Genomic DNA, 25,560 nt, shown 5'->3' with positions numbered 1-25,560 from the left:
GGCCGCTCGTCCAGCGCTCGCTCGCGGATCGAGACGCGCGAGCATGACTCCGCGCCTCGCGGTCATGGCGCGCGGGCGAGGGCCGCCGGAAGCTCGGGGCCATGACGCGCCTCGATTCCACGCCGAACGATCCCACGCCGAACGACGAGCCGCACCCCCGCGCGCTGTCCGAGAAGGTCCAGAGCAGCCTGCTGAGGAGCCGGACCGTCCTGATCTTCGGGGAGATCACCAGCGAGCTGGCGCAGGCGACCACCGCGCAGCTCCTCGCCCTCGCGAGCGACGATGGCGAGAAGCCGATCCGGATCCTGATCCACTCGCCGGGCGGGCACGTGGAGTCGGGGGACACGATCCACGACGTGATTCGCTTCATCCGGCCCGAGGTCAAGGTGATCGGCACCGGGTGGGTCGCCAGCGCGGGCGCGCTGATCTTCGTCGCGGCGCGGCGGGAGAACCGGTTCGCGCTCCCGAACACGCGCTTCCTCCTGCACCAGCCGCTCGGCGGCGTGCGCGGCCCCGCGTCGGACATCGAGATCGAGGCGGCCCAGATCATGGCCGCTCGCGACCGGCTCAACCGCATCTTCGCGGAGGCGACGGGGCAGGCGCCCGCGAAGATCGCGCAGGAGACCGAGCGCAACCTGTGGATGACGGCGCGCGAGGCCCAGGAGTACGGCCTCGTGCATCGCATCGTCGAGAGCGCGCTGGAGGTCTGAGCGCGCCGCGGCGGCCCCTCCGGCTCACCGCTGGCAGCCGCCGGGCGCAGGCGCCCTGAGCAGCTCGACCGCGGAAGGCGCCGGGCTGTGTATGGCATCGACTCGGCCTGCTGCAGGGCGCATGGATGTGCCCTGCAGCAGGCCCTCTTCGCCGCGGAAAGGACCTACGGGAAGGGCCGTCAGTAGCCGCGGTGCACGTGGAAGACCAGGTTGTTCGCGACGGTGGTGCCGTCGCGGTTGATGATCGTCCACTTCTGGAGCGTCGTGTCGTAGCGCAGCGCGCTCCGCTTTGTGTGCAGGGTGCCCGTGCCGCTGAAGCCGTGCGTGAAGAAGAGGCGGGCGTCGGCCACACCGTTGATGTTCGGCTCGTCGATGACGAGGGCGGTACCGACCCGTGTCGCCGGGCTCGATGTCACCTTGAAGTCGCCGCCCAGCTTGACCGCGAACAACGCTCCGGGCGAGAGCGTGCCCTGGTCCTCGTTGTAGACGGTCCACTTCTGCACGCTCGTGTCATACGAGACACCCACAGGATGGTTGTTGTAGACGCCCGGTGCTCCCGGCAGGTTCCAGATGCGGCTCACCTGCACGGCGATGGACGAGCGCCCGTTGAGCGCTGGATGATCGATGGTCGAGATCGAGCCCGCGGGTTTGTTGGCAGCCGTGACCTCATGGATGAAGACGCTGCCGCTGGGCGGCATCGCGCGGACCGAGAAGCGCACGCCCAGCGGCATCGCGGCGAGGTCCTCGTTGTAGACGGCCCACCGCTGCAACGCTGTGTCGTACCAGACGCCCACGTGGTGGTCGTTGCTGACGGCGCCAGCGACGGGCGACACGAGGAGGATGAGATCCGGCTTCCCGTTGAGCGCCGGATGATTGATGTGGCTCATGTTACCCGTCGTGGACGTCACGTCGTGGAACAACGAGACGGACCCCGCCTCCTCGTTTCGCGCCGCTTGGCGCATCGCCTCCTTGACGGTGCTCGCCGTGTTCATGTCGACGGTGGTCGGCGTCATCTCCGTGGGATCGGGCAGGCCGTTCGGACCGGTGGCCATGAACAGATAGGTCTGCGCGCTCTGATTGGGGGGCATGCCTCCCGTGGGGTTCTCGAATACCTGCCCGCTGGGCGCCACGACCTTGAATTTGTCTCCCGCCCACAGCTCCAGGCTGTCGCCGAGCTGGAGCACCATGCCCGGCGCAGCCGGCGTGCTCTGCCCGTGCGCGTGGACGAACCGCGCCTGTCCGCTCACTTGCACGATGGTCGCCCCCTCGGCCCAGGCCAGGAAGACGCCGCCGCGCGCCGGCGTCATCGGCATCGGCAGGTCGGTCACCACGCGCGGATCCACCGGCGGCGGGAGCGTCGTGAACCAGTCCGAGTCGAACGAGCAGCCGAGGCAGGGCCACGGCCGCGGCAGATCGGGCAGGACCGCTTCTCGGTAGACGCACCCCCCGGAGGGGCAGATCTTCGACCAGTCGATGTTCTGAGGGAACGACTCGTCCGCGCAGTTGACCGAGATGCCATCGAACGCCGTCTGCGGATCGACCCAGCTCTCGCAGGCAGCAGAGGGCGTGTCAGCGGCGAGCGTGCCGTCGTTCTTCATGTCACCCACTTGGAGCTGCGGGGGCGAATCGAAGTCGGTCTCGGAGACCCCGACGCCGTGGGGGACGCCCTCCAGCATGAACTGCGGCGTCTTGACGAACACCTCGCAGAGATCTCTCAGGGCGGCATTCCCCAGCCCCGCCGTCGTGTACGCGCTCGCAAACGTCGCGGTCATCGATTTCCCGAGGAACGTGCTGAGGGCCGTCGCCTCGCCGGAACCGGCCGAGAGGCCGCGCCCGAGGAGGCGGAAGCGCAGCGCCTCGACGGCGCCGCGCACGGTGACCCCTCCGGTCATGGCGCGGTCGGCGAGCGCGTCGATCCAGTCGCGTGAGATCGCCGCCGGTCGATCGCAGCGGCCCGCGGAGGCCTCCCACCCGAGCATGGAGTACTGCGATGACGTCGGGTTCGCCGCGCTCAGGCGCGAGAGATGAAGGCCCATCGCCTCCGCCTGGGAGGGCGTCGGGTACGTGGTCGATTGGGGGAAGTGAGTGACCCAGAGCTTGCCGCCGGCCTTCCACTGGAGCGCCGACGCCTTCATCCGAAAGAGCAGATCCGCTGAGCGTCGATGAACGGCGTCGCCCACGTAGTCCTGGGCCGGCGTATCGATGAACGGCTCGAAGACCTTGGGCATCGTCGCCGAGGATTCAGCCAAACGGTTGAAGTAGGGCGACGTGACGATCTCGGTGAGCAACCCCTTGAGCGACCAGCCCCGCCCGACGACGTGGTTCTCGGCGAGGTTCCAGAGCAGTTTGTGCTCGTGCGTGTTGCGGGAGGTGAAGTTCGAGATGGTCAGCGGAGCGCCGAAGAACTCCCTCCAGACGTCGTTGGCGAAGGCGGCCGCGAGCCAGAAAGCGCCGAGCGTCCGGCCTTGATTCGCATGGTTCGCCCCCGTGTCGAGATCACCGGAGTCGTACGATTTCCGCAGCGCGAGGAACCCCTCCTTCAGCCGATCATCGAGCGCCCACACCGTCGTGCTGCTCGCGTCGGGGAGCAGGAGGCCGGTCCCGCCCGGTGTCTGGGTCGACGTGTCGTTCGAGAAGCTGCCGCAGCTCGCCCCGTCCCAGCCGGCGAAGGGGACGTTCGTCCCCGGGGACTGACGGAAGGACCCTACCCAGTCGGCGTCCGTCGGCGCCTGGAACGAACCGGCGGTCGCCCATGCCGAGAGGCCCGAGAAGACGCGCCCCTCCTGCCCCTTCGCCCAGTCGTAACCGGGAGTGAAGAGGGACGCCGACGACGACGACACCGAGCTGAAGTGCGTGCGATGGCACTTCAGGCATTCCATCGATTTGTTTGCATAGACCTGCGTGAAATGATCCGCGATCTGGCGCTGCTTTTCGTGCGTCTTTGCATCATCGGATCCATACTGGCGTACCAGCGCGAAGACGAACCCGCGGTAGGCCGGAAAGACGTTGTCCATGAGGAGCGACCCGCGCACGACATCGGCCATGTTGTACGTGCCCGGGGACGCCGAAACAGGGGGCTCCGCCACGGCCTCCGACAGGGAGAGGGCGTTCCCGAGGCGCCGCGTGTAGAGGACGACCTTCGCCGCCCTGATCTTGTCGTTATCGCTCGACAGCAGCGGCTGGGAGAAGCAGTCCGACTGGCTGCGCGATCCCTCCCGATCCACGCGCATGCGGTCGAGCAGCACGCCGGTCCAGCGATCGACGAAGGCCGGATGGCTCATGAGCGCCTCGGCCATGCGGGCGCGGCCGACGCGCGCGGTCATGACGGTGAGGAACTTGAGCTCGCCGAAGCTGCGCACAGGCCTGCCGAGCAGCGCCGGTACGACCTGCTCGACCCAGGCCGCGTTGCCCGCGTCCACTCCACCGGGGGACGTAGGCTCCGGCGCGAGCGCCGCTTGGCTCACGCCGGGAGGGGCTTCTTGCGGCTGCGGCTCGGTCGTGCTGCAGCCCGCCAGCAAACCACCGGCGAGCAGCACGGCGAGCGCTCCCCGCGCCGACTCCAACCTCTTGAGTTTCATACGATCTCCTCTCACGCCTGGAAGAACGGCTGCTCGTACGACGACGGCATCCCCGGCGGCAGCTCTTGGAACGCAAAGTTGTCCGTGCCGTGCGGATCGATGCCGGCCGCGGTCAGGGCCACGCACGCGAGGTTGGCCGGCGTGTACCTGCCGGCCGGAGAACCAGCCGTCCAGTCGATGGTGCCGATCAGCTTCGGCTCCCCCGAGGCCGTGGGCTGGATGGGACCACCGATGAGCACGACCACGTAGCCTCGACCGTAGTGGTCGCGGCCCGTGCCTCCGCTTCCTTGCGGGTCCGGGGTGCGGCCGAACTCCGTGTTGAGGATGATCAGCGTGTCGTCGACGCTGATGCGGTTCGCCGCCGGCGTGGCCGTGCTCGTCACCCGAGACAGCTCCTTGAGGAGCAGAAACAAGTTGCCGAACGTCACGCCGGCGGTATGCCCGTGGCCGTCGTACGCGGCTCCGGTGTCTTTTCCGATGCCGACATCGACCATGCCCACGTAACGCGTGTTCTTCGTGTTGAAGAGCCACGCCGCCATATCGAGGCATGCCGCCGTGGTGTTGAACGGCGTTCCAGGGGCGACCACGCTCGTCGAGCAATGCGCGAGCGACGCGCCCTCGCCGCGGAGGCTCGAGTTGAATACGCTCGTGAGGTTCGGGCTCCCGGGCAGGCTGTCGAGCGCGGCCCTGTAAGCGTCGTACCCGCGAGATCGAGATCCGTCGAGGTTGGTCTCATAGAGGTCGGCGTAGTAGCTCGTCAGCGCATCGGCTCCCGCGTTGACGCCGGTCCGCGAGGCCCAGTCGGCCATCTCGCTCACGCCGGAGCTCATGGGGACGAGCACGGGCCGCGCCGCGGAGCCGTGCGCGCCGACCGAGAGCCACGCGGAGAACGCCTTGTCGTCTCCGCCGAAGAAGCGCCCGCTGTCGGGCATCAGGACGTAGGACGTGTGCTGTTCCGGGTGGCGGCGCTTGATCGCGGCCCCGAGGCTCGCCGCGCGCGCATCGCCCAGAGGACGTCCCGTGAGCGCGAGCGGGATCGCCACAGGATGCGCGGAGAACTCGTGCGTCATCGTGACGACGCGCGTACGGGCCAGGAGGTCGGGCCGGCTCCACAGGGGGGACGTCGCGACGCTCCATTTCATCCCCCCGAGCGTCTGCACGGTCGCTCCAGTCTGGGTACTTCCGCAGTGCGTCAGCAGCGCCGTCGAATTGAATGCGCTGAGCAGGTTGGCTTTGAACAGGGTGTCTCGCAGATCGACATGGAACGACTCCCAAGCGGAGAGCCCCCCGTAGAGGAAGATCTCGAGGATCTTCTTCGGCCCACCCCAGGTGGCCACGCTCGGATACGGGGCCCAGGACTCCCCCACTGGGCCATCTGCCCAGACGGGTCGGCCAGGCAACGCCGCTGCGGCGGCGAGCGCGCCGGCGCCCGTCAACAGTTTTCGTCGAGAGATCATGCTCTTCTCCTGCATCTCAACACGGGACTGAAAGAAGCGCCGCGCCCGGCCGTGATCGCGATCGACGTGCCGGGCTGCGCAGCGGACGACGCGCTCGCGGAATCGCGAGCGAAGCGAGGCCCATGGCAAGTTCCATTCCTGGTGGGTGAGCTCGGGACGCGGGGTGGCGATCGCTCAACGAGGGCGCGCGAGCGTGGCTCGTGCTTCGACGGCGCCGCGGACGCGAGGGCACGTGCGCACGCGCACACCGGACGAGAGATGAAGACGGGAGGAGGAGGCGGGACGATAGCCCGCGCAAAGCCATTCCGACCCAGAATTTTCCGCCGACGACCGGCAGCCGACACAGCGTACAGAAAGTGCGGATCCGCCTATAAAAACGAACAGATTCAACGAGCTCAATCGGCTGTGGATGATTGCCTGCACCGCGCTGAGACCATCTCCTTGTCGCCGGGGATTGGTCCCCGAGCGACCGCCTCGCCGGGCGCCCGGCGCTCGCTCCACCGCACGAGGCGCCCAGTCATGCCCGAGCGTGACATGTCACGGATCGAGCGTGACATGTCACGGATCGAGCGTGACCCCATGGGGACGAGCGGAGCCCTGGTAACACGTCAGACCGGGAGCCCCGCCGGATGCGGCGAGGAGGACGGCGCTGGTGGCAGTGCGGCGGGGGCGGATCGAGGCGTTGGCGGTCGCGCTGCCGCCTCCGGCCCACAGGCGAGCGAGGGCGCAGCAAAACAGCGCGCGACGCGACGCGGAGGCCGCCTGTGGGCTGGCGCGGCGAGGGCAAGATCGATTCGAGGTCCGCGCGCCGCGGATTGCCTACCGGCGAGCGGTGCGATACACGGTACAGGTGCACTTCGCTCCTTGGCTCGGACTGGCGTCAATCGGCTTCTTCGTGGCGTGCGCCGGGGAGCGGGACGATCCTCCGGACGGACGCGGCGGCGCCGCCGGTGACACGATGACAGCGGGGAGCGGCGGCAACCCAGCCGGCGTCGGCGGGGGCGGTGCAGGGGGAAGCGGCTGTGATCCGGAGCTCGGGCGCGCGAACAAGGCCCTCGTCGGGCAGGCCCTCGACGAGCTGCTCGTCGACAAGGACGTCACGGCGGTCGATCGCACCTGGGCTGACCCGTACCTCCGGCACCATCCGGGGGCGCCGAGCGACCTCGCGGCGTTCAGGACCCTGATGAGCTATGAAGTCGCGTCGCTGGGGTTCGGCTACGAGCGCCTGCGCACGCTGGCCGAGTGCGACCTGGTGGTCGTGCATGGCCGCTACTCGGACGCCGGCGTGATCTTCGACATGTACCGCGTCAAAGACGATAAGATCGTGGAGCACTGGGATTCCAACACGGCCGAAGCATCGGATGCCGCCGGCCCGACGGAGATCGAGGACGAGGCGCTCACGGCGCAGAATCGCGCGCTCGCGCTGAGCTTCATCGACGCCGTGCTCGTCGACGGGGAGCACGCGCGCGTCTCCGAGTTCCTCGACGCGAGCTACGTCGAGCACCGCTATGCCACGGCGACCGGCCCCGCCGCGCTCATCGAGTACGTGGAGAGGGACTACCTCACCTACTACAAGGTGCATCACGTCGTCGCCGATGGAAACTTCGTATTCACCCTCTCCGAAGTGTCGCGCGGCGGAGGCGCCTACGGTGTATATGACCTGTTCCGCATCGACGATGGCGCCATCGTCGAGCACTGGGACTCACGGCGCATCGTGCCCGCCTCGACCGACAGCGAGCTCCCGATCTTCTAGTGTCCCGTCCCTGAAGAGCGCGAAATGACTTGGCTCCCGCTCTTCAGGGACGGGGCCTAGGGGTCCTTGGCGCAGCGGAAGCCGATGCTCCAGCCGCGCGCCGTGGAAGCGCTCGGGCGGCGGTGGGCGGAGCGCACGTACTGGCTCTCGACCGTGTCCCACCCGCCGCCGCGGAGCACACGGCGGGAGTCGTCGCAATCGTCCCTGTCGTAGGGGCAATAATGGCTCTCGGTCCACTCCCAGACGTTGCCGGCCAGGTCCAGGGCGCCGGCAGGCGATTTCCCGGCCGGCGATCGCCCGACGGGGGCAGTCGCCGGGGCCGCGTCGCCGTCGTTGTACATGCGAGGCCACGGCCCCTTCCCCACCTTCTCGAGCCGCTCCGTCAGCATCCGGCTGCACTCCGGCCCGCAGGCGTTGAGGCGTTCGCCCGAGGGGGGCGCGTGGCCCCAGGGGTAGGTCCATGCGTCCTTGCCGCGCGCCGCGAGCTCCCACTCGGCCTCCGTGGGCAGCCGCTTGCCGGAGGCGGCGCAATACGCCTTTGCCTGGTACCAGTCGACGCAGTTGATGGGGTGGTCCAGCGCCTCGGGGCCGTTGCAGAACTGGCTCCAGAAGGAGCGGCCGTTGGGCGTGAGCCCCTCCGACTCGACGGTTCGCCGCGGGCGCTCGCAGGCCTGGCAGTCCGAGTAGGCCTTCACCGTCACCTCGGTGATGTCGAGGCAGAGCGGCCTCACGGTCACGCCGTGCCGCGGCGTCTCGTCGCTGGGCGTCTCCGCGTCCGCGTTGGAGCCCATCTGGAACTCGGCGCCTTCGATGAGCACCATGCCGTCCGGGCAGCCGCCCGAGCCGGCCGACGGCTCGCGCAGGAACAGGAAGAGGACCACCCCCGCGCCCGCAGCGCACGCCGCGGCGGCGAGCGGCGCGGCCCGCCGGAGGCGCGTGGCGCGCGCGCCCGAGGGGCCCCGCGCCCCGGGCCGCTCCGCGGCGCGCTGGTGGAGCACGGTGTGGCCAGCCCCGGAGTCAGGGGCAGGGCTCGCCGTCCCAGGATCGCCCGCGAGCGCGCCTGAGGTGACAGGCTCTCTCGCGAGCTCGTCGGCAGCGTCAGCCGCGCCCAGAAGAGCGACCGGCGCGGCCACGGTCGTCGCGAACGCGGCGGGGTGATGGCGGCCAGCGGGCGCGTCGACCTCCGCGGTCCGGGCCTCCAGGCTCGGAAACGCATCGACCATCTCGCGCGCCGACTGGAATCGGCAGGTCGGATCGACGGAGAGCGCCTTGGAGAACCAGTCGTCGATCGGCGCCGGCAGGCCCGGCCTCTGCTCGCAGGCGGGGCGGAACCTCCCCTTCAGGACCGCCGCGCCGACGGCGACGAACGAGCTGCCCTGGAACGGCAGCGCGCCGGTCAACACCTCGTAGACAATGACGCCGAGCGACCAGAGATCGGAGCGGAGATCGACGTCCTTGCTCCCCTCGAGCTGCTCGGGGCTCATGTAAGGAGCCGATCCGATCACCATCCCGGTCTCGGTGAGCGCGGGGTTCGCCGCCGGCACCGCCGCGTCGCCCGCGACCTTCGCGACGCCGAAATCGAGCACCTTGACGAAGAGCGGGTATCCCTGGCCCCCCTCCGTGATGAAGACGTTGTGGGGCTTGATGTCGCGGTGCACGATGCCGAGCTCGTGGGCGCTCTCGAGCGCGCTCCCCACCTGCCGCACGAGCGACCTCGCGGTGGCGAAGCTGAGGCGGCCGCCGCGCTCGAGGAGCTCGGCCAGCGAGAACCCGCGCAGGAGCTCCATCACGAGGTACGGCACGGCGCCGCCGACGACGCCGTAGTCCATGACCTGCACCACGTGCGGGTGCGCGATCCGCGCCGTGGCCCTGGCCTCGCGCTGGAAGCGCGCGACGAGGGCAGGACGCTCCGCCGCCCGCTCGGGGCGGATGAACTTCACCGCGACGTCGGTGTCGAGGGCGAGGTGCCGCGCCGCCCACACGACCCCCATCCCGCCCTGCCCGAGGGGCCGCAACAGGTGCAGCTTGTCCGCGATGACGAGGTCGGGTCGGAGCTCCACGAGGACCAGGCGATGGTACCACCGGCGCGCCGGCGGCTGCACCGCGGCCGGCGGAGCCTGCCGTCAGGTGGTGGGAGAACTCCCCCACCCTGCCGGAAGGATGAAACCGCCAAGGCGCCACAAGACGCCAAGATTTTTGTATCTCACTTGGCGTCCTTGGCGTCCTTGGCGGTTCAAAAGACCCCGCCTTCGGCCAGCGCGGCTACGGCTTCGCCTTCTCGTCGAGGAAGCCGGTCACCCACGCGAACGGCGCGTTCCAGTTGATCGTGATCTCGTTCAGGCTCCAGGCCTCGATGTTGTCCACGAAGCACCGCTGCGGGACGCACCCCTTGAGGCCGGCGCTCTGGGCATAAGGATCCTGGAGCGAGGAGTTCGGCCCGCCGGAGACGGCGCCGGGCGGCGCCTTCGGGTACTTGCTGTTCGCCTGGTGCGCCCAGAACCGGTGGTGCGGGTTCTCGAGCGGCTTGTCGCCGTAGCCGGTCACGTACGACTGCCCGAGCGGGTTGCGCCCGAGGATGTAGTCCATGCCCAGCACCACGCCGTCGAGGTACTTCGGCTGCTTGGTGAAGTCGTGGGCGAGCGCCACCACGAGCATGTTGTTCAGCAGGCCCGAGTTCGAGCCCCAGTCGTACTTGCCTTCATGCGTCCGAGCGATGAGCGTCCGGTACCCCTCCTTGTCGGCGATGGCGAGGTACTGGTCGGCCGCCTTCGCGATGCGGCCGCGGATCTCCTTCTGCCACGCCGCGTCCACGTGGCCGGGCACGATCGCCATCGAGATCTGGCCGAGCGCGTCGGTGACCCGCCAGTTCATCGACGCCGCGCCCCCTTCGACCTCCGTCGGGAACCGCGCGTTGAGCGGCGAGTCCTGAAGGAACTTCTTGTACTCCGGCTTCCCCGTCGTGACGAAGAGCTCCGCCGCCGCCCAGTAGAACTCGTCCTTGACGTCGGTGTCGTCGTAGGGCCCGCCGCCCTTGTCGCCGCCGGGCGGCGCGTAGAGGGCCGGGTTCTGCTTCGCCGCCGCCCAGGCGCGCTCGGCGGCCTTCAGGCACTTCGCCGAGAACGCCGCGTCCACCGTCTTCCAGATGCGCGCGCACTGCGCCCCCGTGGCCGCGACGTTGAGCGTCGCCGCGGTGCTCGGCTTGTGGAGGAAGCGCGCCAGCTTGTCCTCGTGCGGCGCGAGGCCGACGCCCGTCCACGACTCGTCATGCATCTTGTGGTGGACCATGCCGGCGAGCGGCTTGCCTTCCGGCACCTGCATGCCCATCAGGAACTCGAGCTCCCAGCGCGCCTCGTCGAGGATGTCGGGCACGCCGTTCTTGCCCTCGGGGATGTTGAGCTTGCCGTCCGCGAAGTCGGCGCTCGAGGCGCCGAGGTGCTTCGTGCGCTCGTACCAGTTGAGCAGCGTCCACACCGAGATGCCGCCGTTGACCACGTACTTGCCGTGGTCGCCGGCGTCGTACCAGCCGCGGGACGCGTCGAGCGCATAGTCGCAGCCGCTGTCCTTCAGGCAGCGCGTGCTCTTGTCGCTGAGGTGCCCCGCCGGGCGCGCCAGCTCGGGCTTGCCGGCGAACGGCATCTTGATCTCGATGCCGCTCCGGTTGTGGTAGAAATACGCGAGCGCGTCGTACTTGAGCTTCTGGTAAAGGCCCGTTCCGATGTCGAACGGGAAGCTCTTCTCCTCCCCCACCTTGAGCACGTAGCCCTGGCCCGGCGCCTTGACGGCCGTGAAGTCGACGAGGTGGACGTGATCGCCGGAGGCGCCGTCCTTTCCGAAGACCTTGGTCTGACCGTGGGCGACCGGCTTGCCGGAGGCGTCGAGCAGCTCCCACGCGACCGGCGCTGTCGCCGCGCTGTTCACGCTGGCGATCTTGATGGCGCCGGGCAGATACCCGACCTGGTTCACGGCGACCTTCGGCGCCGCCGACTCGGTCACGGGCGCGGCGGCCTTGAACTGCGGGTCGTCCAGGCGGATGTCGTCGATGCAGACCTCGAACGGCTCCTTGGCCGACGCCATGGCGCCGCCGATGTGGAACGCGAGCTCCGCCGTGGCGTCATCGGCCTTCCCCATCGTGAACTTGCCGGAGAAGGTCTTGGGCTCGGTCCCGAGGATCACGGTGTCCGACCAGTACTCCTCGTAAGGCGGCCCCGACATGCCGACCTTCGGGCGCGCCTTCGTGGGCGAGGACGCCCACGCCTTGTACTGGAGGGTGTAGCTGTGCCCCTTCTGGATCACCATCTCCCGGTGGCGGAACTGGGCATCCCAGTTGTTTGACCCCTTGTTCGTCACCGTGACGCAATAGGCCCCCTTCTTCACCTCGGCGCTGCCCGCGCCAGGCGCGGTGAACGAGGTGTTCCAGGGCAGGCTCTTGTTGTCGTCGAAGTCGGATGCCTTGAGCAGGTTGGTCCGCGCGGGCTCGGAGCCCCCCGAGGCGCTCGCGTCGGGGCCCGCGCCGGCGGGAGGGGCGGCCCCCGCTCCGGGGCCCTGCGTGACAACGCATCCAGCGCTCAGCCCGAGCGCGAGCGCGAGCGCGGACACCCGCCCCGCCCGGCGGAGGATCGACTGCTTGAGAAAAAGGTCCTTCATAAGTCCTCGGTTCACGACTGGGAGCAATCGGCGCATAGAAAGCGGCGATTCTGTCCGTCTTGTCAAGCGCAATCCTTACGGACGCGCGGGTTCGAGGCGTCGCGGCGGCCGTCCCGTCAACGTTCGCCAGCCAGCGATGCGCAGCCTGCCATCACCCGCCATCCCGCGCGGCCCTGCGGCGCGCAGCGATTCCGCGCGATCTGCGGCGCGCGGAAGGCCCAGCAAGTTCGCGCTGGTACCCGTGGCGAGGCCGCACTAACCTCCGCCGCACCTCGCGCCGTACCAGGATGGCGATCGAGCACCCCAGGAGACGACATGGCAAAGCACAGCTTCTCAGTCCCCTTCAGCGGTTCCTCTCAAGACATCGTCGCGAAGGCCAAGGCGGCGATCGAGAAGGCCGGCGGCAAGTTCACGGGCAACGAGGGCAAGGGCGACTTCTCGGTGCCGACGCCGGCGGGGACCGTGAAGGGGACGTATGCCGTCTCGGCTCAGAGCTTCTCCGTGGACATCACGGACAAGCCCTTCATCGTGCCCGGCAGCGCGATCGAGTCCCAGGTGCGCAAGTTCCTCGAGACGGCCTGAGCCCTCTCGGGGCGCACGCCGGCGAGCGCTCCCGCCCCGGAGCGGGAGCGCTGTGGCTCGGAGCAGGAGCGCGGTGACATCGAGTCGCGACGGTCTGGTGACGGTGACGCTCGACGCGGCCGTGGACCAGACGGGAGTGCCCGGGCTTCGCGGCCGGCGCGGTGAACCGCGTCGCTGCCCAGACCTTCACGGCGGGCGGCAAGGGCACCCACGTCGCCGCGTTTCTGGCCGAGCGCGCCGGGCGCGCCGGTCGGGTCACGACGACGGGCTTCCTCGGCAGCGACGACGCGGCGCCCTTCGAGGCGCTGTTCCGCGAGCGCGGCATCGAGGACCGCTGCCTGCGCCTGCCCGGCGCGAGCCGGGTCGACATCAAGGTGGTCGACCGCCTGGGCCCGGAGGGCCCGAGGGGCACCGACATCAACCTGCCGGGCCTCGTCGTGCCAGAGGCGGCGCCTCGGGACGGCCTTCGCGGCCGGCAAGCTGGCCGCGGTCGGGCCGGTGCCGCCGCCCGACGAGCGCCTCCAGGAGCTCCGTGACGCCACGCGGATAGAGCCTCTCGACGACGCCGCGTGATCCCTCGCTGCGTGCTGGAGGCGAGAACGCAACGCAAGGCACCATAGAAACCAGCGCGTGCGATCGAGCTCATTCACGATAGCGAGTGACAAGCGCCATCGCATCGTCGAGAATGAAATATGGACCACGTTACGGGGGAGGTCCTGCAGACGGATACGTGCGTCGCTCGAGCGGCCGAGTCCAAGAGCTGCGCGCCAGCGATGCAGAAGGCTCCCTGCGACGAGCCGCCGAGTCCGCGCGCGCTCGCGAAGCCTGTCCTCGTGCTGGAGCCCTGGGGCGATACCTCGCTGGCGCGCGTGCTCGACCAGGGCCCGCTGCCGGTGGGGGACGCGCTGCGCCTGGGCGCCGCGCTTGCGCGCAGCCTGGGCGAGGTGCACCGGCGCGGCGTCCTCCACCGCGACATCAAGCCGCACAACGTCCTGGTCGACGCCGAGCGGACGCGCGCCTGCTTGATCGACGTCGGGCTCGCGACCTCTTGCGCGCCCCGGCTCGCCGCGCAGAGGTCGCCGGAGGCGGTCTCCGGAACGCTGGCGTACATGGCGCCCGAGCAGACGGGCCGGATGAACCGAGCGCCGGACGCCCGGGCGGACCTGTATGCGCTGGGCGCCACGCTCTACCAGCTGCTGACCGGCGCGCTGCCCTTCGACGCGACCGACGCGCTGGAGCTGATCCACGCGCACATCGCCCAGGCGCCCGTGCCCCCGCACGAGCGCGCGCCCGAGCAAAACATTCCCGAGGCCGCGAGCGCGATCGTGCTCAAGCTGCTGGCCAAGAGCCCCGAGGACCGCTACCAGACGGCGAGCGGCGCGGCCTGGGATCTGGAGCGGGCGGCGCGGGCCTGGGTCGAGACGGGAACCGTGGCGCCGTTTCCGCTGGCGAGGCGCGACTGGGACGATCGGGTCCGAGCGCCCTCGCGCCTGTTCGGCCGGGAGCGCGAGGGCGCCGCGCTCGAGGCGCTGTTCGACCAGGCGTGCGGCGGCGCGACGGTCCTGGCGCTGGTGGCAGGGCCCTCGGGCGTGGGCAAGTCGGCGCTGGTGCAGGCGCTGCAGGAAAAGGTGCGCGCGCGGCGGGGGATCTTCGCCGCCGGCAAGTTCGACCAGCTGCAGCGCAGCACGCCGCACGCGGCGCTGGCGATGGCGCTGCGGTCGGTGGTGCGGCGGCGGCTGGCGGATCCGGCCGAGGTGCTGGAGCGCTGGAGGCAGGCCTTTCAGGGAGCCGCGGGGCCGAACGGGCAGATCCTCGTCGAGCTCATGCCCGAGCTGGCGCACATCCTGGGCGAGCCGAAGCCGCTGGTCGAGCTCGGGCCGATGGAGGCCAAGCTCCGCTTCCAGACGACGGTGCTGCGCTTCGTGCGGACGCTGGCCACGGCCGAGCACCCGCTGGTGCTGTTCATCGATGACCTGCAGTGGGCGGACGCGGCGTCGCTTTCGCTCTTGGGCGAGCTGCTGAAGGAGCCTGCGGGCCAGCACCTGCTCGTGGTGGGGGCGTACCGGGACGAGGCGGTGAGCCCGGAGCACCCGTTGAACGCGCTGCTCTCGGCCTCCGCGGCCCCGGGCGCCGTGACCGGACGGATCGCGCTTTCGCCGCTCGGCGCGGAGGCGGTCGCGGCGATGGTGGCGGACATGCTCGATCGGCCCGCGGCCGAGGTGGAGGAGCTCTCGCGGCTGGTCAAGGACAAGACCGACGGCAGCCCCTTCTTCGTCGGGCAGTCTCTGCAGCTCTTGCACGAGCGGAAGGTGCTTTCGCGCGACGCGGAGACGGGGCGGTGGCGATGGAAGCGAGAGGCGATCGAGCGGGCGGGGATCACGGACAACGTCGTTGCGCTGCTGACCCGCAGGCTAGAGCTGCTGTCGCCCGAGCTGAAGCGCGCGCTGCAGACGGCGGCGTGCGTCGGCGACCGGTTCGACGCCGAGCTCTTGGCGCACCTTTCGGGGCAAGAGGCGGAGACGGTCAGCGCCCTTTTGGCGGAGGCGGCGCGCGAGGGGCTCTTGGTGCACGAGGCCGAGCGGGGGCACGAGGCCTACGCCTTCGTGCACGACCGGGTCCAGCAGGCCGCCTACGAGGCGCTCACGGCAGAGCAGCGGCTGTCGCTGCACCTGCGGATCGGCCGAGCGCTGCGGGCTCGGCACGGCGTCGCGTGCGCCGATGGGGAGCTGTTCGCGACGCTCTACCACCGCAACCGGGCCGCCGAGCGGCTGACGGACGCCCAGGAAAAGCGCGATCTTTCCGAGCAGAACCTGCGCGCGGGGCAGCGGGCCAAGGCCAGCGCGGCCTACGCGCAGGCCGCGGCGTTCCTCGGGACGGCGGCGTCGCTGCTGGGCGAGGAGGGGTGGACCGAGGCCCCGGAGACGACCTTCGAGGTGCACCTGGTCATGGCCGAGGCCCTCTGGCTCGCGGAGCAGGTCGACGAAGCGGAGCGGCTCTTTCAGCGCTGCCTGGAGCGATCGCGGGACCCGCTCGAGCGCGCGCGCGTGGCCAGCGTCTCGATCGTGTTTCTCCATGTCACAGGCCGCTCCGCGCAGGCCATCGAGCTCGGCCTCTCGGCGATGGCGTGGCTCGGGCGGCCGCTGCCGAGGACCCCGGAGGAGCAGCAGGCGCTGTTCGACGCGCTCATCACCGAGATCGAGCCCGCCCTGCATCGCATGACCGTCGAGGACTGGGAGGCGCTGCCGATGAGCGCCGACCGCGCCCACGCGCTGCGGTGCAAGATCCTGGAGGTGCTGGGGCCCTGCGCCGCCTTCTGGATGTCCTCGCTGAGCCGGTGCTGCTGGCCGATGATCGTGCTGGAGACGCTGCGGTACGGGCTGACGAAGAGCTCGTTCGCGGGCTGCGTGTGCACGGCCTTGCTCCTGGCCTACCTCCTGGGGAAGCTGCCTCTGGCGCGCCAGCTGAACGAGCCCATGCTGGCGCTCATCGATCGGTACGACGTCGCGCGCGCCACCGCGCGCTTCAACGCCACGGTGGCCGCCATGTACTGGACGCCGCCTCCGAAGATGAGGGAGCTGTACGCGCGCGCGGCGCGCACCGCCGCCGAGGAGCGCGACCCTGTCGCCGAGGCGTTCAGCGAGATCCAGGGGGCGATGTTCCAGCTGATCGCCGGAGATGACCTCGATCGCGTCGCGCGCGACCTCGACCGCATGGCCTACCGCGACCCGATGGCCATGGACTTCCGGAACATCATCGCCCGCTCGGTCGCCGCGCTCTCGCAGGCCCAGGCCGCGCGCGCCGTCGAGCGGACGCTCGCGGAGATCGCGCGACCCGCTCGAGACGCGACAGCGATGGCGCTCCTGACCGCCACGATGGCCCTGGCGGGGTGGACCGGGGTCCATTTCGGCGCTGACGCGTGGGCGGTCGAGGCGGTCCTCGCCGTCGAGCCGGAGTGGCAGGTCTCGTGGGGAACTCCCATGCTCATCGCCCTGACGTCCGCGCTCTGCGTCGCCGGAGCGCACGCCCTCCCCACCGCCACCGCCGAGCGGCGCGCGCTGATCGAGGATCGGCTGGCCTTTCACGGCGCGCGCCTCTCCCTCTGGGCCCAGGGTTGCCCCGAGAGCTTCGAGGCGGTGCGCCTGCTGATGGAGGCGGGCCGCGCTCGCGCCCGGGAAGAGCACGAGGAGGCCGGGCGGCTGTACGACCAGGCCATCGAGCACGCCCGCGACCAGGATCTGGTCAGCACGGAGGCGCTCGGCTTGCGCTTGGCCGGCGAGCACCGCCTCGCCCGCGGGCACCGCGCGCTGGCCCGCGCCTATCTCTCGGCCGCGCACGACGCCTACCTGCGCTGGGGGGCACGCGCGGCGGCCGCGCGGCTCGCACGGCGCTACCCGGACAGCATCGCGGCTCCGGGCCGCCCGGCGCTCGCCGCGGACGAGCCGCCGGAGGGGGCGTCCGCGCCGACGAGCACGATCATCACCGACCGCACGCTCCACGCGTACCTGGACATCGCCTCCGCGCTGCGCGCCGCGCAGGCGCTCTCCGGCGACCGAAACCTCGGCTCGCTCGTCGGCCGCATGCTCCGCCTGCTCGCCGAGTACTCCGGCGCCGAGCGCGCCGTGCTCGCCCTCATGCAGGGCGGCGAGCTCGTCATCGCCGCGCTGCTCACCGTCAATCCCCGGCAGGTCAAGTTGGCGCTCGACGAGCCCGTCGCCGGCTCGACGCGGCTGCCGGCGACGCTGGTGCAGTACGTCGCGCGCAGCAAGGAGCCGGTGGTGCTCGGGCAGGCGGCGCGCGACAGCCGCTTCGACGAGGACCCCTACCTGCTCGCCCACCGGCCCGGCTCGGTGCTCGCCGTGCCGCTTGTGCACCAGGGGCGCCTCTCCGGGGTGATGTACCTGGAGCACCCGAGCGTGGAGGACGCCTTCCCCCAAGCCCGCGTCGAGCTGGTGACGCTCCTCGGCGCGCTGGCGGCGACGGCGGTGGAGAACGCCACGTTCTACACCGAGCTGTCCGCGTACAACGAGCGGCTGGAGCGCGAGGTGGCGCAGCGCACCGGCGAGCTTGAGGCCGCCAAGGAGGCGGCCGACAACGCCAACCGCGCCAAGAGCGAGTTCGTATCCAGCATGAGCCACGAGCTGCGGACTCCGCTCAACAGCATCCTCGGCTATGCCCAGCTGCTCGGCCGGATGACCGATCTGCCCGCCAAGGCCGCCGACTCGGCCCGCATCATCCACACCGCCGGCACGCACCTGCTCAGCCTCATCAACGACGTGCTCGATCTGGCCAAGATCGAGGCCGGCAAGATGGACCTGCACCCGACCCCGGTCGACCTGCCCACGCTCCTCCGGATCGTGGCCAACCTCTGCCGGGTGCGCGCCGTGGAGAAGGGTCTCTCGTTCGCTTACGAGCGTGCCGGCCCCGAGCGGCTGGTGGTGCGCGCCGACGAGAAGCGCCTGATGCAGGTGCTGCTCAACCTGCTGGGCAACGCCATCAAGTTCACCGAGCGGGGCGTGGTGACGTTGCACGTCGAGGTGCTGGAGCCGCCGGAAGAGCGAGGGCGCACGGTGCGCTTCCAGGTCGAGGACACCGGCCCCGGCATCGCCCCCGAGCACCTGGGGCGCATCTTCGAGGCCTTCGAGCAGGTCGGTGACGAAAGGCGGCACGCCGAGGGCACGGGCCTCGGGCTGGCGATCACGAAGAGGCTCGTCGAGCGGATGGGCGGCAGCATCGAGGCCAAAAGCCAGCTCGGCCACGGCTCGGTCTTCGCGGTGACGCTCCGGCTGCTCGAGGTGGCCGCGGCCAAGGCCAGCGCGGGGCTGTCGTGGGAGGCGATCCTCGGGTACGAGGGCGAGCGCCGCACGATCCTCGTGGTGGACGACAAGGCCGAGAACCGCGCGCTCTTGCGCGACTTGCTAGAGCCGCTGGGCTTCGAGCTGCTGGAGGCCGACAGCGGCGAGCGGGCGCTCGCGCTGGCCGTCGAGCGAACACCGGACGTGATCGTGTTGGACCTGGCCATGCCGGGCATGGACGGCTGCGAGGCGACACGGCGCTTGCGGCAACGGCCCGAGCTCGCCCGAGTCGCGATCATCGCCTCGTCCGCCAGCATCTCGGAGGCCGAGCGGCAAACGAGCCTCAGCGCCGGATGCGACGACTTTCTGCCCAAGCCGGTGCAGGCCGGCGCACTCTTGGAGCTGCTCCGAGCGACGCTCCAGCTCGAGTGGAAGCGCCAAGCAGGGCCGGGCGCGGCCGTGACCCCTCCCCCCATGACCGATGCGGAGATCGGCCTGCTCACCCCCCCATCGGCAGAGGAGCTTTCGCGGCTCCTCGATCTGGCCGACCAAGGGCACGTCTCCGGGGTGCTGAACGAGCTCGGTCGGCTCGACGAGGCCGATCCGCGGCTCGGAGCGTGGATCGAGCAGGTGCGCGCGGTGGCGCGGAGCTTCCAGATCAAGCGGCTCCGCGCCCTTCTCCGGGCACAGGTCGCGAGCGTGTCACGGCAGCTCCCCTGACCGCACCTCTGGAGTCCGCTCACGCGGCCAGGGACTACCAGCAGCTCGACGGCAATGGGTCGCACATCCAGTACCTCTACAACGTGCAGCCCGCGGGGGGAGTTCGGCAAGGGGAGCACGTACGACGGGTACGATGATTCGCCCTTCATATCCTCGAATCGTTTTGCTTTCCTCCCCCTCTCTTCCCCGTGCTGTGCGGGCGAGCCCAACGAGCTTTTAGGGATGGCACGAGCGAGCTCGTACACGATGAGGCATGACGCTCGTCAGCTCATGAGCGAGAATTATGCCCCATGGAGTACGTTCTCGGCGAGGTCCTGCACTCCGGAGCGGACATGCGCATCGTGCGAGCCACCCACGCCAAGACGGGCGGCAAGGTGGTGCTCAAGCTGCCGCATGGCGAGCCGCCGAGCCCGCGCGCGCGGGAGCAGCTCAAGCACGAGCACGCCGTGCTGCGCGCGCTCGATGTCCCCGGGGTCATCCGGGCGCTCGGCCTCGAAGAGCACGACCGCAAGCCGGTGCTCGTGCTGGAGGCCTGGGGCGACACCTCGCTCGCCCGCGTGCTCGACCAGGGCCCGCTGCCGCTCGGGGTCGCGCTGCGCCTGGGCGCCGCGCTCGCGCGCAGCCTGGGCGAGGTGCACCGGCGCGGCCTCTTGCACCGCGATATCAAGCCGCACAACGTGCTGGTCGACGCCGAGCGGACGCACACGTGCTTGATCGACTTCGGGCTCGCGACCTTTTGGACTCCCCAGCTCGCCGCGCAGACGTCGGTGGAGGCAATCTCGGGGACGCTGGCGTATATGGCGCCCGAGCAGACGGGCCGGATGAACCGAGCCCTGGACGCGCGGGCAGACCTGTACGCGCTGGGCGCCACGCTCTACCAGCTGCTGACCGGCGCGCTGCCCTTCGACGCGACCGACGCGCTGGAGTTGATCCACGCGCACATCGCCCGGGCGCCCGTGCCTCCGCACGAGCGCGCGCCTGAGCGGAGCATCCCCGAGGCCGTGAGCGCGATCGTGCTCAAGCTGATGGCCAAGAGCCCCGAGCACCGCTACCAGACCGCCGACGGCGCAGCCTGGGATCTGGAGCGGGCGGCGCGGGCGTGGGTCGAGACCGGGACGGTGGCGCCGTTTCCGCTGGCCAAGCGCGATTGGGACGACCGGGGCCGCGCGCCCTCGCGCCTGTTCGGTCGGGAACGCGAGAGCGCCGCGCTCGCGGCGCTGTTCGACGAGGCGTGCCGCGGCGCGACGGTGCTGGCCCTCGTGGCGGGGCCGTCGGGCGTGGGCAAGTCGGCGCTGGTGCAGGCGCTGCAGGAAAAGGTGCGGGCGCGGCGGGGGATCTTCGCCAGCGGCAAGTTCGACCAGCTGCAGCGCAGCACGCCGTACGCGGCGCTGGCGCAGGCGCTGCGGTCGGTGGTGCGGCGGCGGCTCTCGGACTCGGCCGAGGTGCTGGAGCGCTGGAGGCAAGCCTGGCAAGAGGCCGCGGGGCCGAACGGGCAGATCCTGGTCGAGCTCATGCCCGAGCTTGTGCACATCCTGGGCGAGCCCAGGCCGCTGGTCGAGCTGGGGCCGATGGAGGCCAAGCTCCGCTTCCAGACGACGGTGCTGCGCTTCGTGCGGACGCTGGCCACGGCTGAGCACCCGCTGGTGCTGTTCATCGATGACCTGCAGTGGGCGGATCCGGCGTCGCTTTCGCTCTTGGGCGAGCTGCTGAAGGGGCCTGCGGGCCAGCACCTGCTGGTCGTGGGCGCCTACCGGGACGAGGCGGTGGGCCCCGAGCAGCCGCTGAACGCGCTGCTGGATGCCTCCGCAGCTCCGGGCGCCATGACCGGGCGGATCGCGCTTTCGCCGCTCGGCGCGGAGGCGGTCGCGGCGATGGTGGCGGACATGCTCGATCGGCCCGCGGCCGAGGTGGAGGAGCTCTCGCGGCTGGTCAAGGACAAGACCGACGGCAGCCCCTTCTTCGTCGGGCAGTTTCTGCAGCTCTTGCACGAGCGGAAGCTGCTTTCGCGCGACGCGGAGACGGGGCGGTGGCAATGGCAGCGAGAGGCGATCGAGCGGGCAGGGATCACGGACAACGTGGTCTCGCTGCTGACCCGCCGGCTAGAGCGGCTGTCGCCCGAGTTGCGGCGGGCGCTGCAGACGGCGGCGTGCGTCGGCGACCGGTTCGACGCCGAGCTCTTGGCGCATCTCTTGGGGCAGCAGGCGGAGACGGTCAGCGCCCTGCTGGCGGAGGCGGCGCGCGAGGGGCTCTTGGTGCACGCGGGCGAGCGGGAGCACGAGGCCTACGCCTTCGTGCACGACCGGGTGCAGCAGGCCGCCTACGAGGTGCTGACGGCGGAGCAGCGGCTGGCGTTGCACCTATCGATCGGCCGAGCGCTGCGGGCGAAGTACGGCTTCGCGTGCGCCGACGGGGAGCTGTTCGCGACGCTCTACCACCGCAACCGGGGCGTCGAGCGGCTGACCGAGGCCGAGGAAAAGCGCGATCTGGCCGAGCAGAACCTGCGCGCGGGGCAGCGGGCCAACGCCAGCGCGGCCTACGCGCAGGCCATGGCGTTCCTCGGGACGGCCGCGTCGCTGCTGGGCGAGGAGGGGTGGACCGAGGCGCCGGAGACGACGTTCGAGGTGCACCTGGTCATGGCCGAGGCGCTCTGGCTCGCGGCGCAGATCGACGAAGCGGAGCGGCTTTTTCTGCGCTGTATCGAACGAGCGCGGGAACCGACCGAGCGCGCGCGCGTGGCCAGCATCTTCATTGGCTGTCTTCATACCGTCGGCCGCTTTGCGCAGGGCATCGAACTTGGCCTTTCGGCGATGGCGTGGCTCGGGCGCCCGCTGCCGAGGACCCCGGAGGACCAGCAGGCGCTGCTCGGCGCGATCATCGCCGAGATCGAGCCCGCGGTGGAGCGCATGACCGTCGAGGACTGGAAGGCTCTGCCGATGAGCACCGACCGCGCCCACGCGCTGCGGTGCACGCTCCTGGAGGTGCTGGGGACCTGCGCCGCCTTCTGGATGCCCTCGCTGAGCCGGTGCTGCCGGCCGATGATCGTGCTGGAGACGCTGCGGCACGGACTGACGAAGAGCTCGTTCGCGGGGGTCGCGAACACGGCCTTGCTCCTTTCGTACGCCCTGGGGAAGGTGCCTTTGGGGCGCCGGCTGACCGAGGCCATGCTGGCGTTCATCGATCAGCACGACGTCTCGCGCGCCGTCGCGCTCCTCAGCGGCGCACTGGCCTCCATGTACTGGACGCCGCCTTCGAAGGTGGGGGAGCTGTTCGCGCGCGCGGCGCGCACCGCCGCCGAGGAGCGCGATCTGTCCTATGAGGCCTACAGCGAGCTCTGTGGGGTGATGCTCCGGCTGTTCACTGGAGCCGACCTCGATCGCGTCGCGCGCGACTTCGACCGCATGTCCTGCCGCGACCTGATGGCCACGGCGTTTCGAGACATTCTCGCCCGTTCGGTCGACGCGCTCTCGCAGGCCCAGGCCGCGCATGCCGTCGAGCAGACGCTCGAGGAACTCGCGCGGCACGTGCGGGGCGTGAAACCGCAGCTTTTCTACGCCGGTACGATGGCGGGCTTTACCGGGCTCCACCTTGGCGCCGACACGCGGGCGATCGAGGCGGCCCTCGCCATCGAGCCGGCCTGGCAGGCGTCGTGGGGCACCCCCCCGCTCCTCGCCTTCACCTTCACGCTCTGCGTCGCCGGGGCGCATGCCCTCCCCACCGCCACCGCCGAGCAGCGCGCGCTGCTCGAGGACCGGCTGGCCTTCCACGGCGCGCGCCTCTCCCTCTGGGCCGAGAGCTGCCCCGAGACCTTCGAGGCCATGCGCCTGTTGATGGAGGCGGGCCTCGCCCGCGCCCGGGAAGAGCACGAGGAGGCCGAGCGGCTGTACGATCGGACCATCGAGCAGGCCCGCGATGACGGCCTGATCGACGCGGAGGCGCTCGGCCTGCGCCTGGCGGGCGAGCACCGCCTCGCCCGCGGACAGCGCGCCCTGGCCCGCGCCTATCTGTCGGCCGCGCACGACGCCTACCTGCGCTGGGGCGCGCTCGCCGCCGCCGCGCAGCTCGTTCAGCGCTACCCGGACAGCATCGCGGCCTCGGGCCGCCCGGCCCTTGCGGCCGGCACGTCGGAGGGCGAGCCGCCGGACGGGGCGTCCCTGCCGACGAGCACGACCATCACCGACCGCACGCTCCATGCCTACCTGGACATCGCCTCCGCGCTGCGCGCCGCGCAGGCGCTCTCCGGCGACCGAAACCTCGGCTCGCTCGTCGGCCGCATGCTCCGCCTGCTCGCCGAGCACTCCGGCGCCGAGCGCGCCGTGCTCGCCCTCATGCAGGGCGGCGAGCTCGTCATCGCCGCGCTGCTCACCGTCAATCCCCGACAGGTCAAGTTGGCGCTCAACGAGCCCGTCGCCGGCTCGACGCGGCTGCCGGCGACGCTGGTGCAGTACGTCGCGCGCAGCAAGGAGCCGGTGGTGCTCGGGCAGGCGGCGCGCGACAGCCGCTTCGACGAGGACCCCTACCTGCTCGCCCACCGGCCCGGCTCGGTGCTCGCCGTGCCGCTGGTGCACCAGGGACGCCTGTCCGGGGTGATGTACCTGGAGCACCCGCGCGTGCAGGACGCCTTCCCCGAGGCGCGCGTCGAGCTGGTCACGCTGCTCGGGGCGCTGGCGGCCACGGCCGTGGAGAATGCCACGTTCTATACCGAGCTCTCGGCCTACAGCGAGCGGCTGGCGCGCGAGGTGGAGCAGCGCACCGCCGAGCTGGAAGCCGCGAAGCAGACGGCCGACCACGCCAGCCGCGCCAAGAGCGAGTTCCTGTCCAGCATGAGCCACGAGCTGCGCACGCCGCTCAACAGCATCCTCGGCTATGCGCAGCTGCTCGGCCGGCTGCCCGACCTGCCCGCCAAAGCCGCCGACTCGGCCCGCATCATCCACACCGCCGGCACGCACCTGCTCGGGCTCATCAATGACGTGCTCGATCTGGCCAAGATCGAGGCCGGCAAGATGGACGTGCGCCCGACCGCGGTCGACCTGCCCACGCTCCTCCGGACCGTGGCCAACCTCTGCCGGGTGCGCGCCGTGGAGAAGGGTCTCTCGTTCGCTTACGAGCGTGTCGGCCCCGAGCGGCTGGGGGTGCGCGCCGACGAGAAGCGCCTGATGCAGGTGCTGCTCAACCTGCTGGGCAATGCCATCAAGTTCACCGAGCAGGGCGGGGTGACGTTGCGCGTCGAGGTGCAGGAGCCGCCGCAGGACCGATGGCGCACGGTGCGCTTCCAGATCAAGGACACCGGCCCCGGCATCGCCCCCGAGCACCTCGGGTGCATCTTCGAGGCCTTCGAGCAGGTCGGCGACGAGAAGCGGCACGCCGAGGGCACAGGCCTCGGGCTGGCGATCACGAAGAAGCTCATCGAGCGGCTGGGCGGGAGCATCGAGGTCGATAGCCAGCTCGGCCACGGCTCGGTCTTCACGGTGACGCTCCGGCTGCTCGAGGTGGCCGCGGCCAAGGCCAGCGCGGGGCTGTCGTGGGAGGCGATCCTCGGGTACGAGGGCGAGCGCCGCACGATCCTCGTGGTGGACGACAAGGCCGAGAACCGCGCGCTCTTGCGCGACTTGCTAGAGCCGCTGGGCTTCGAGCTGCTGGAGGCCGACAGCGGCGAGCGGGCGCTCGCGCTGGCCGTCGAGCGAACACCGGACGTGATCGTGTTGGACCTGGCCATGCCGGGCATGGACGGCTGCGAGGCGACACGGCGCTTGCGGCAACGGCCCGAGCTCGCCCGAGTCGCGATCATCGCCTCGTCCGCCAGCATCTCGGAGGCCGAGCGGCAAACGAGCCTCAGCGCCGGATGCGACGACTTTCTGCCCAAGCCGGTGCAGGCCGGCGCACTCTTGGAGCTGCTCCGAGCGACGCTCCAGCTCGAGTGGAAGCGCCAAGCAGGGCCGGGCGCGGCCGTGACCATGCCCTCGATGACCGACGAGGAGCTCTGCACGCTCCCCGCCCCACGGGCCCAGGAGCTGGCGCGGCTCGTCGAGCTGGCCAACAGAGGGCTCGTCTCCCAGGTGCTGAACGAGCTCGATCGGCTCGAGGAAGCCGACCAGCAGCTCGGAGCGTGGAGCGGGCAGGTGCGCGCGGTGGCCCGAAGCTTCCAGGTCAAGCGGCTCCGCGGTCTGCTCCAGGCGCAGCTCCGATACGGCATCAAGCCAGCTCCCCCGACCGCGCAGCCCGAAAGACGGCAATGGCGGGCGCGCCCAGGCGAAAAATTTTAGTGGAGGGGACGTGTTAGAAGATTGTCGCGACCGGTTCACGCAGGCGCTACGTTGCCATCGTCTC

General features: G+C 70.6%; 10 protein-coding genes. 6 read left to right on the top strand and 4 right to left on the bottom strand.

Going from position 1 to position 25,560, the window contains the following annotated elements; translation table 11 throughout:
• The first annotated feature begins 101 nt into the window (after positions 1-101).
• Positions 102-710 (top strand): ATP-dependent Clp protease proteolytic subunit, encoded by a 609-nt coding sequence (locus tag POL72_RS44680; protein WP_272103024.1) that lies wholly within the window; start codon positions 102-104, stop codon positions 708-710.
• A gap of 179 nt (positions 711-889) precedes the next feature.
• Here the strand turns inward: POL72_RS44680 and POL72_RS44675 are convergent, their stop codons facing one another.
• Entirely contained in the window at positions 890-4,288 is a 3,399-nt protein-coding gene (locus tag POL72_RS44675; protein WP_272103023.1) for a DUF7452 domain-containing protein, read from the bottom strand.
• An 11-nt stretch (positions 4,289-4,299) separates the two neighbouring features.
• Complete coding sequence (locus POL72_RS44670; protein ID WP_272103022.1) at positions 4,300-5,745, bottom strand: DUF1501 domain-containing protein; 1,446 nt, start codon at positions 5,743-5,745, stop codon at positions 4,300-4,302.
• Between the two features lie 850 nt (positions 5,746-6,595).
• Between POL72_RS44670 and POL72_RS44665 the strand changes: the two genes are divergently transcribed.
• Positions 6,596-7,498 carry a nuclear transport factor 2 family protein gene (locus POL72_RS44665; protein WP_272103021.1) on the top strand — a complete coding sequence of 301 codons (903 nt, stop codon included), beginning with the start codon at positions 6,596-6,598 and terminating at the stop codon, positions 7,496-7,498.
• A gap of 56 nt (positions 7,499-7,554) precedes the next feature.
• Here POL72_RS44665 and POL72_RS44660 read toward each other — a convergent pair whose 3' ends face one another.
• On the bottom strand, positions 7,555-9,558 hold the full coding sequence (locus POL72_RS44660; RefSeq protein ID WP_272103020.1) for a bifunctional serine/threonine-protein kinase/formylglycine-generating enzyme family protein: 2,004 nt from the start codon (positions 9,556-9,558) through the stop codon (positions 7,555-7,557).
• A 202-nt stretch (positions 9,559-9,760) separates the two neighbouring features.
• Positions 9,761-12,142 carry a glycoside hydrolase family 9 protein gene (locus POL72_RS44655; protein ID WP_272103019.1) on the bottom strand — a complete coding sequence of 794 codons (2,382 nt, stop codon included), beginning with the start codon at positions 12,140-12,142 and terminating at the stop codon, positions 9,761-9,763.
• Positions 12,143-12,457: 315 nt separating this feature from the next.
• Between POL72_RS44655 and POL72_RS44650 the strand changes: the two genes are divergently transcribed.
• From POL72_RS44650 to POL72_RS44635, 4 genes are all read left to right on the top strand, one after another.
• Positions 12,458-12,724, top strand: coding sequence for a hypothetical protein (locus POL72_RS44650; protein ID WP_272103018.1), 267 nt, complete (start codon positions 12,458-12,460; stop codon positions 12,722-12,724).
• Positions 12,725-12,885: 161 nt separating this feature from the next.
• Positions 12,886-13,260: a carbohydrate kinase family protein gene (locus POL72_RS44645; protein ID WP_272103017.1), complete on the top strand. Its 375-nt coding sequence runs from the start codon at positions 12,886-12,888 to the stop codon at positions 13,258-13,260.
• Positions 13,261-13,497: 237 nt separating this feature from the next.
• On the top strand, positions 13,498-19,236 hold the full coding sequence (locus POL72_RS44640) for an AAA family ATPase (protein WP_272103016.1): 5,739 nt from the start codon (positions 13,498-13,500) through the stop codon (positions 19,234-19,236).
• A 290-nt stretch (positions 19,237-19,526) separates the two neighbouring features.
• Positions 19,527-25,496: an AAA family ATPase gene (locus tag POL72_RS44635; protein ID WP_272103015.1), complete on the top strand. Its 5,970-nt coding sequence runs from the start codon at positions 19,527-19,529 to the stop codon at positions 25,494-25,496.
• Positions 25,497-25,560: the final 64 nt, after the last annotated feature.

The sequence above is a fragment of the Sorangium aterium genome, assembly GCF_028368935.1.
In the GTDB taxonomy this organism is placed as follows: Bacteria; Myxococcota_A; Polyangia; order Polyangiales; family Polyangiaceae; genus Sorangium; species Sorangium atrum.
This window is presented reverse-complemented; position numbering and strand designations above follow the sequence as displayed.

What these genes read in the sequence shown, in the direction of transcription:
- POL72_RS44650 (WP_272103018.1), top strand. Translation starts at nt 12,458, where the DNA reads ATGGCAAAGCACAGCTTCTCAGTCCCCTTCAGCGGTTCCTCTCAAGAC.
- POL72_RS44635 (WP_272103015.1), top strand. Translation starts at nt 19,527, where the DNA reads ATGGAGTACGTTCTCGGCGAGGTCCTGCACTCCGGAGCGGACATGCGC.
- POL72_RS44640 (WP_272103016.1), top strand. Translation starts at nt 13,498, where the DNA reads ATGCAGAAGGCTCCCTGCGACGAGCCGCCGAGTCCGCGCGCGCTCGCG.
- POL72_RS44655 (WP_272103019.1), bottom strand. Translation starts at nt 12,142, where the DNA reads ATGAAGGACCTTTTTCTCAAGCAGTCGATCCTCCGCCGGGCGGGGCGG.
- POL72_RS44675 (WP_272103023.1), bottom strand. Translation starts at nt 4,288, where the DNA reads ATGAAACTCAAGAGGTTGGAGTCGGCGCGGGGAGCGCTCGCCGTGCTG.
- POL72_RS44680 (WP_272103024.1), top strand. Translation starts at nt 102, where the DNA reads ATGACGCGCCTCGATTCCACGCCGAACGATCCCACGCCGAACGACGAG.
- POL72_RS44670 (WP_272103022.1), bottom strand. Translation starts at nt 5,745, where the DNA reads ATGATCTCTCGACGAAAACTGTTGACGGGCGCCGGCGCGCTCGCCGCC.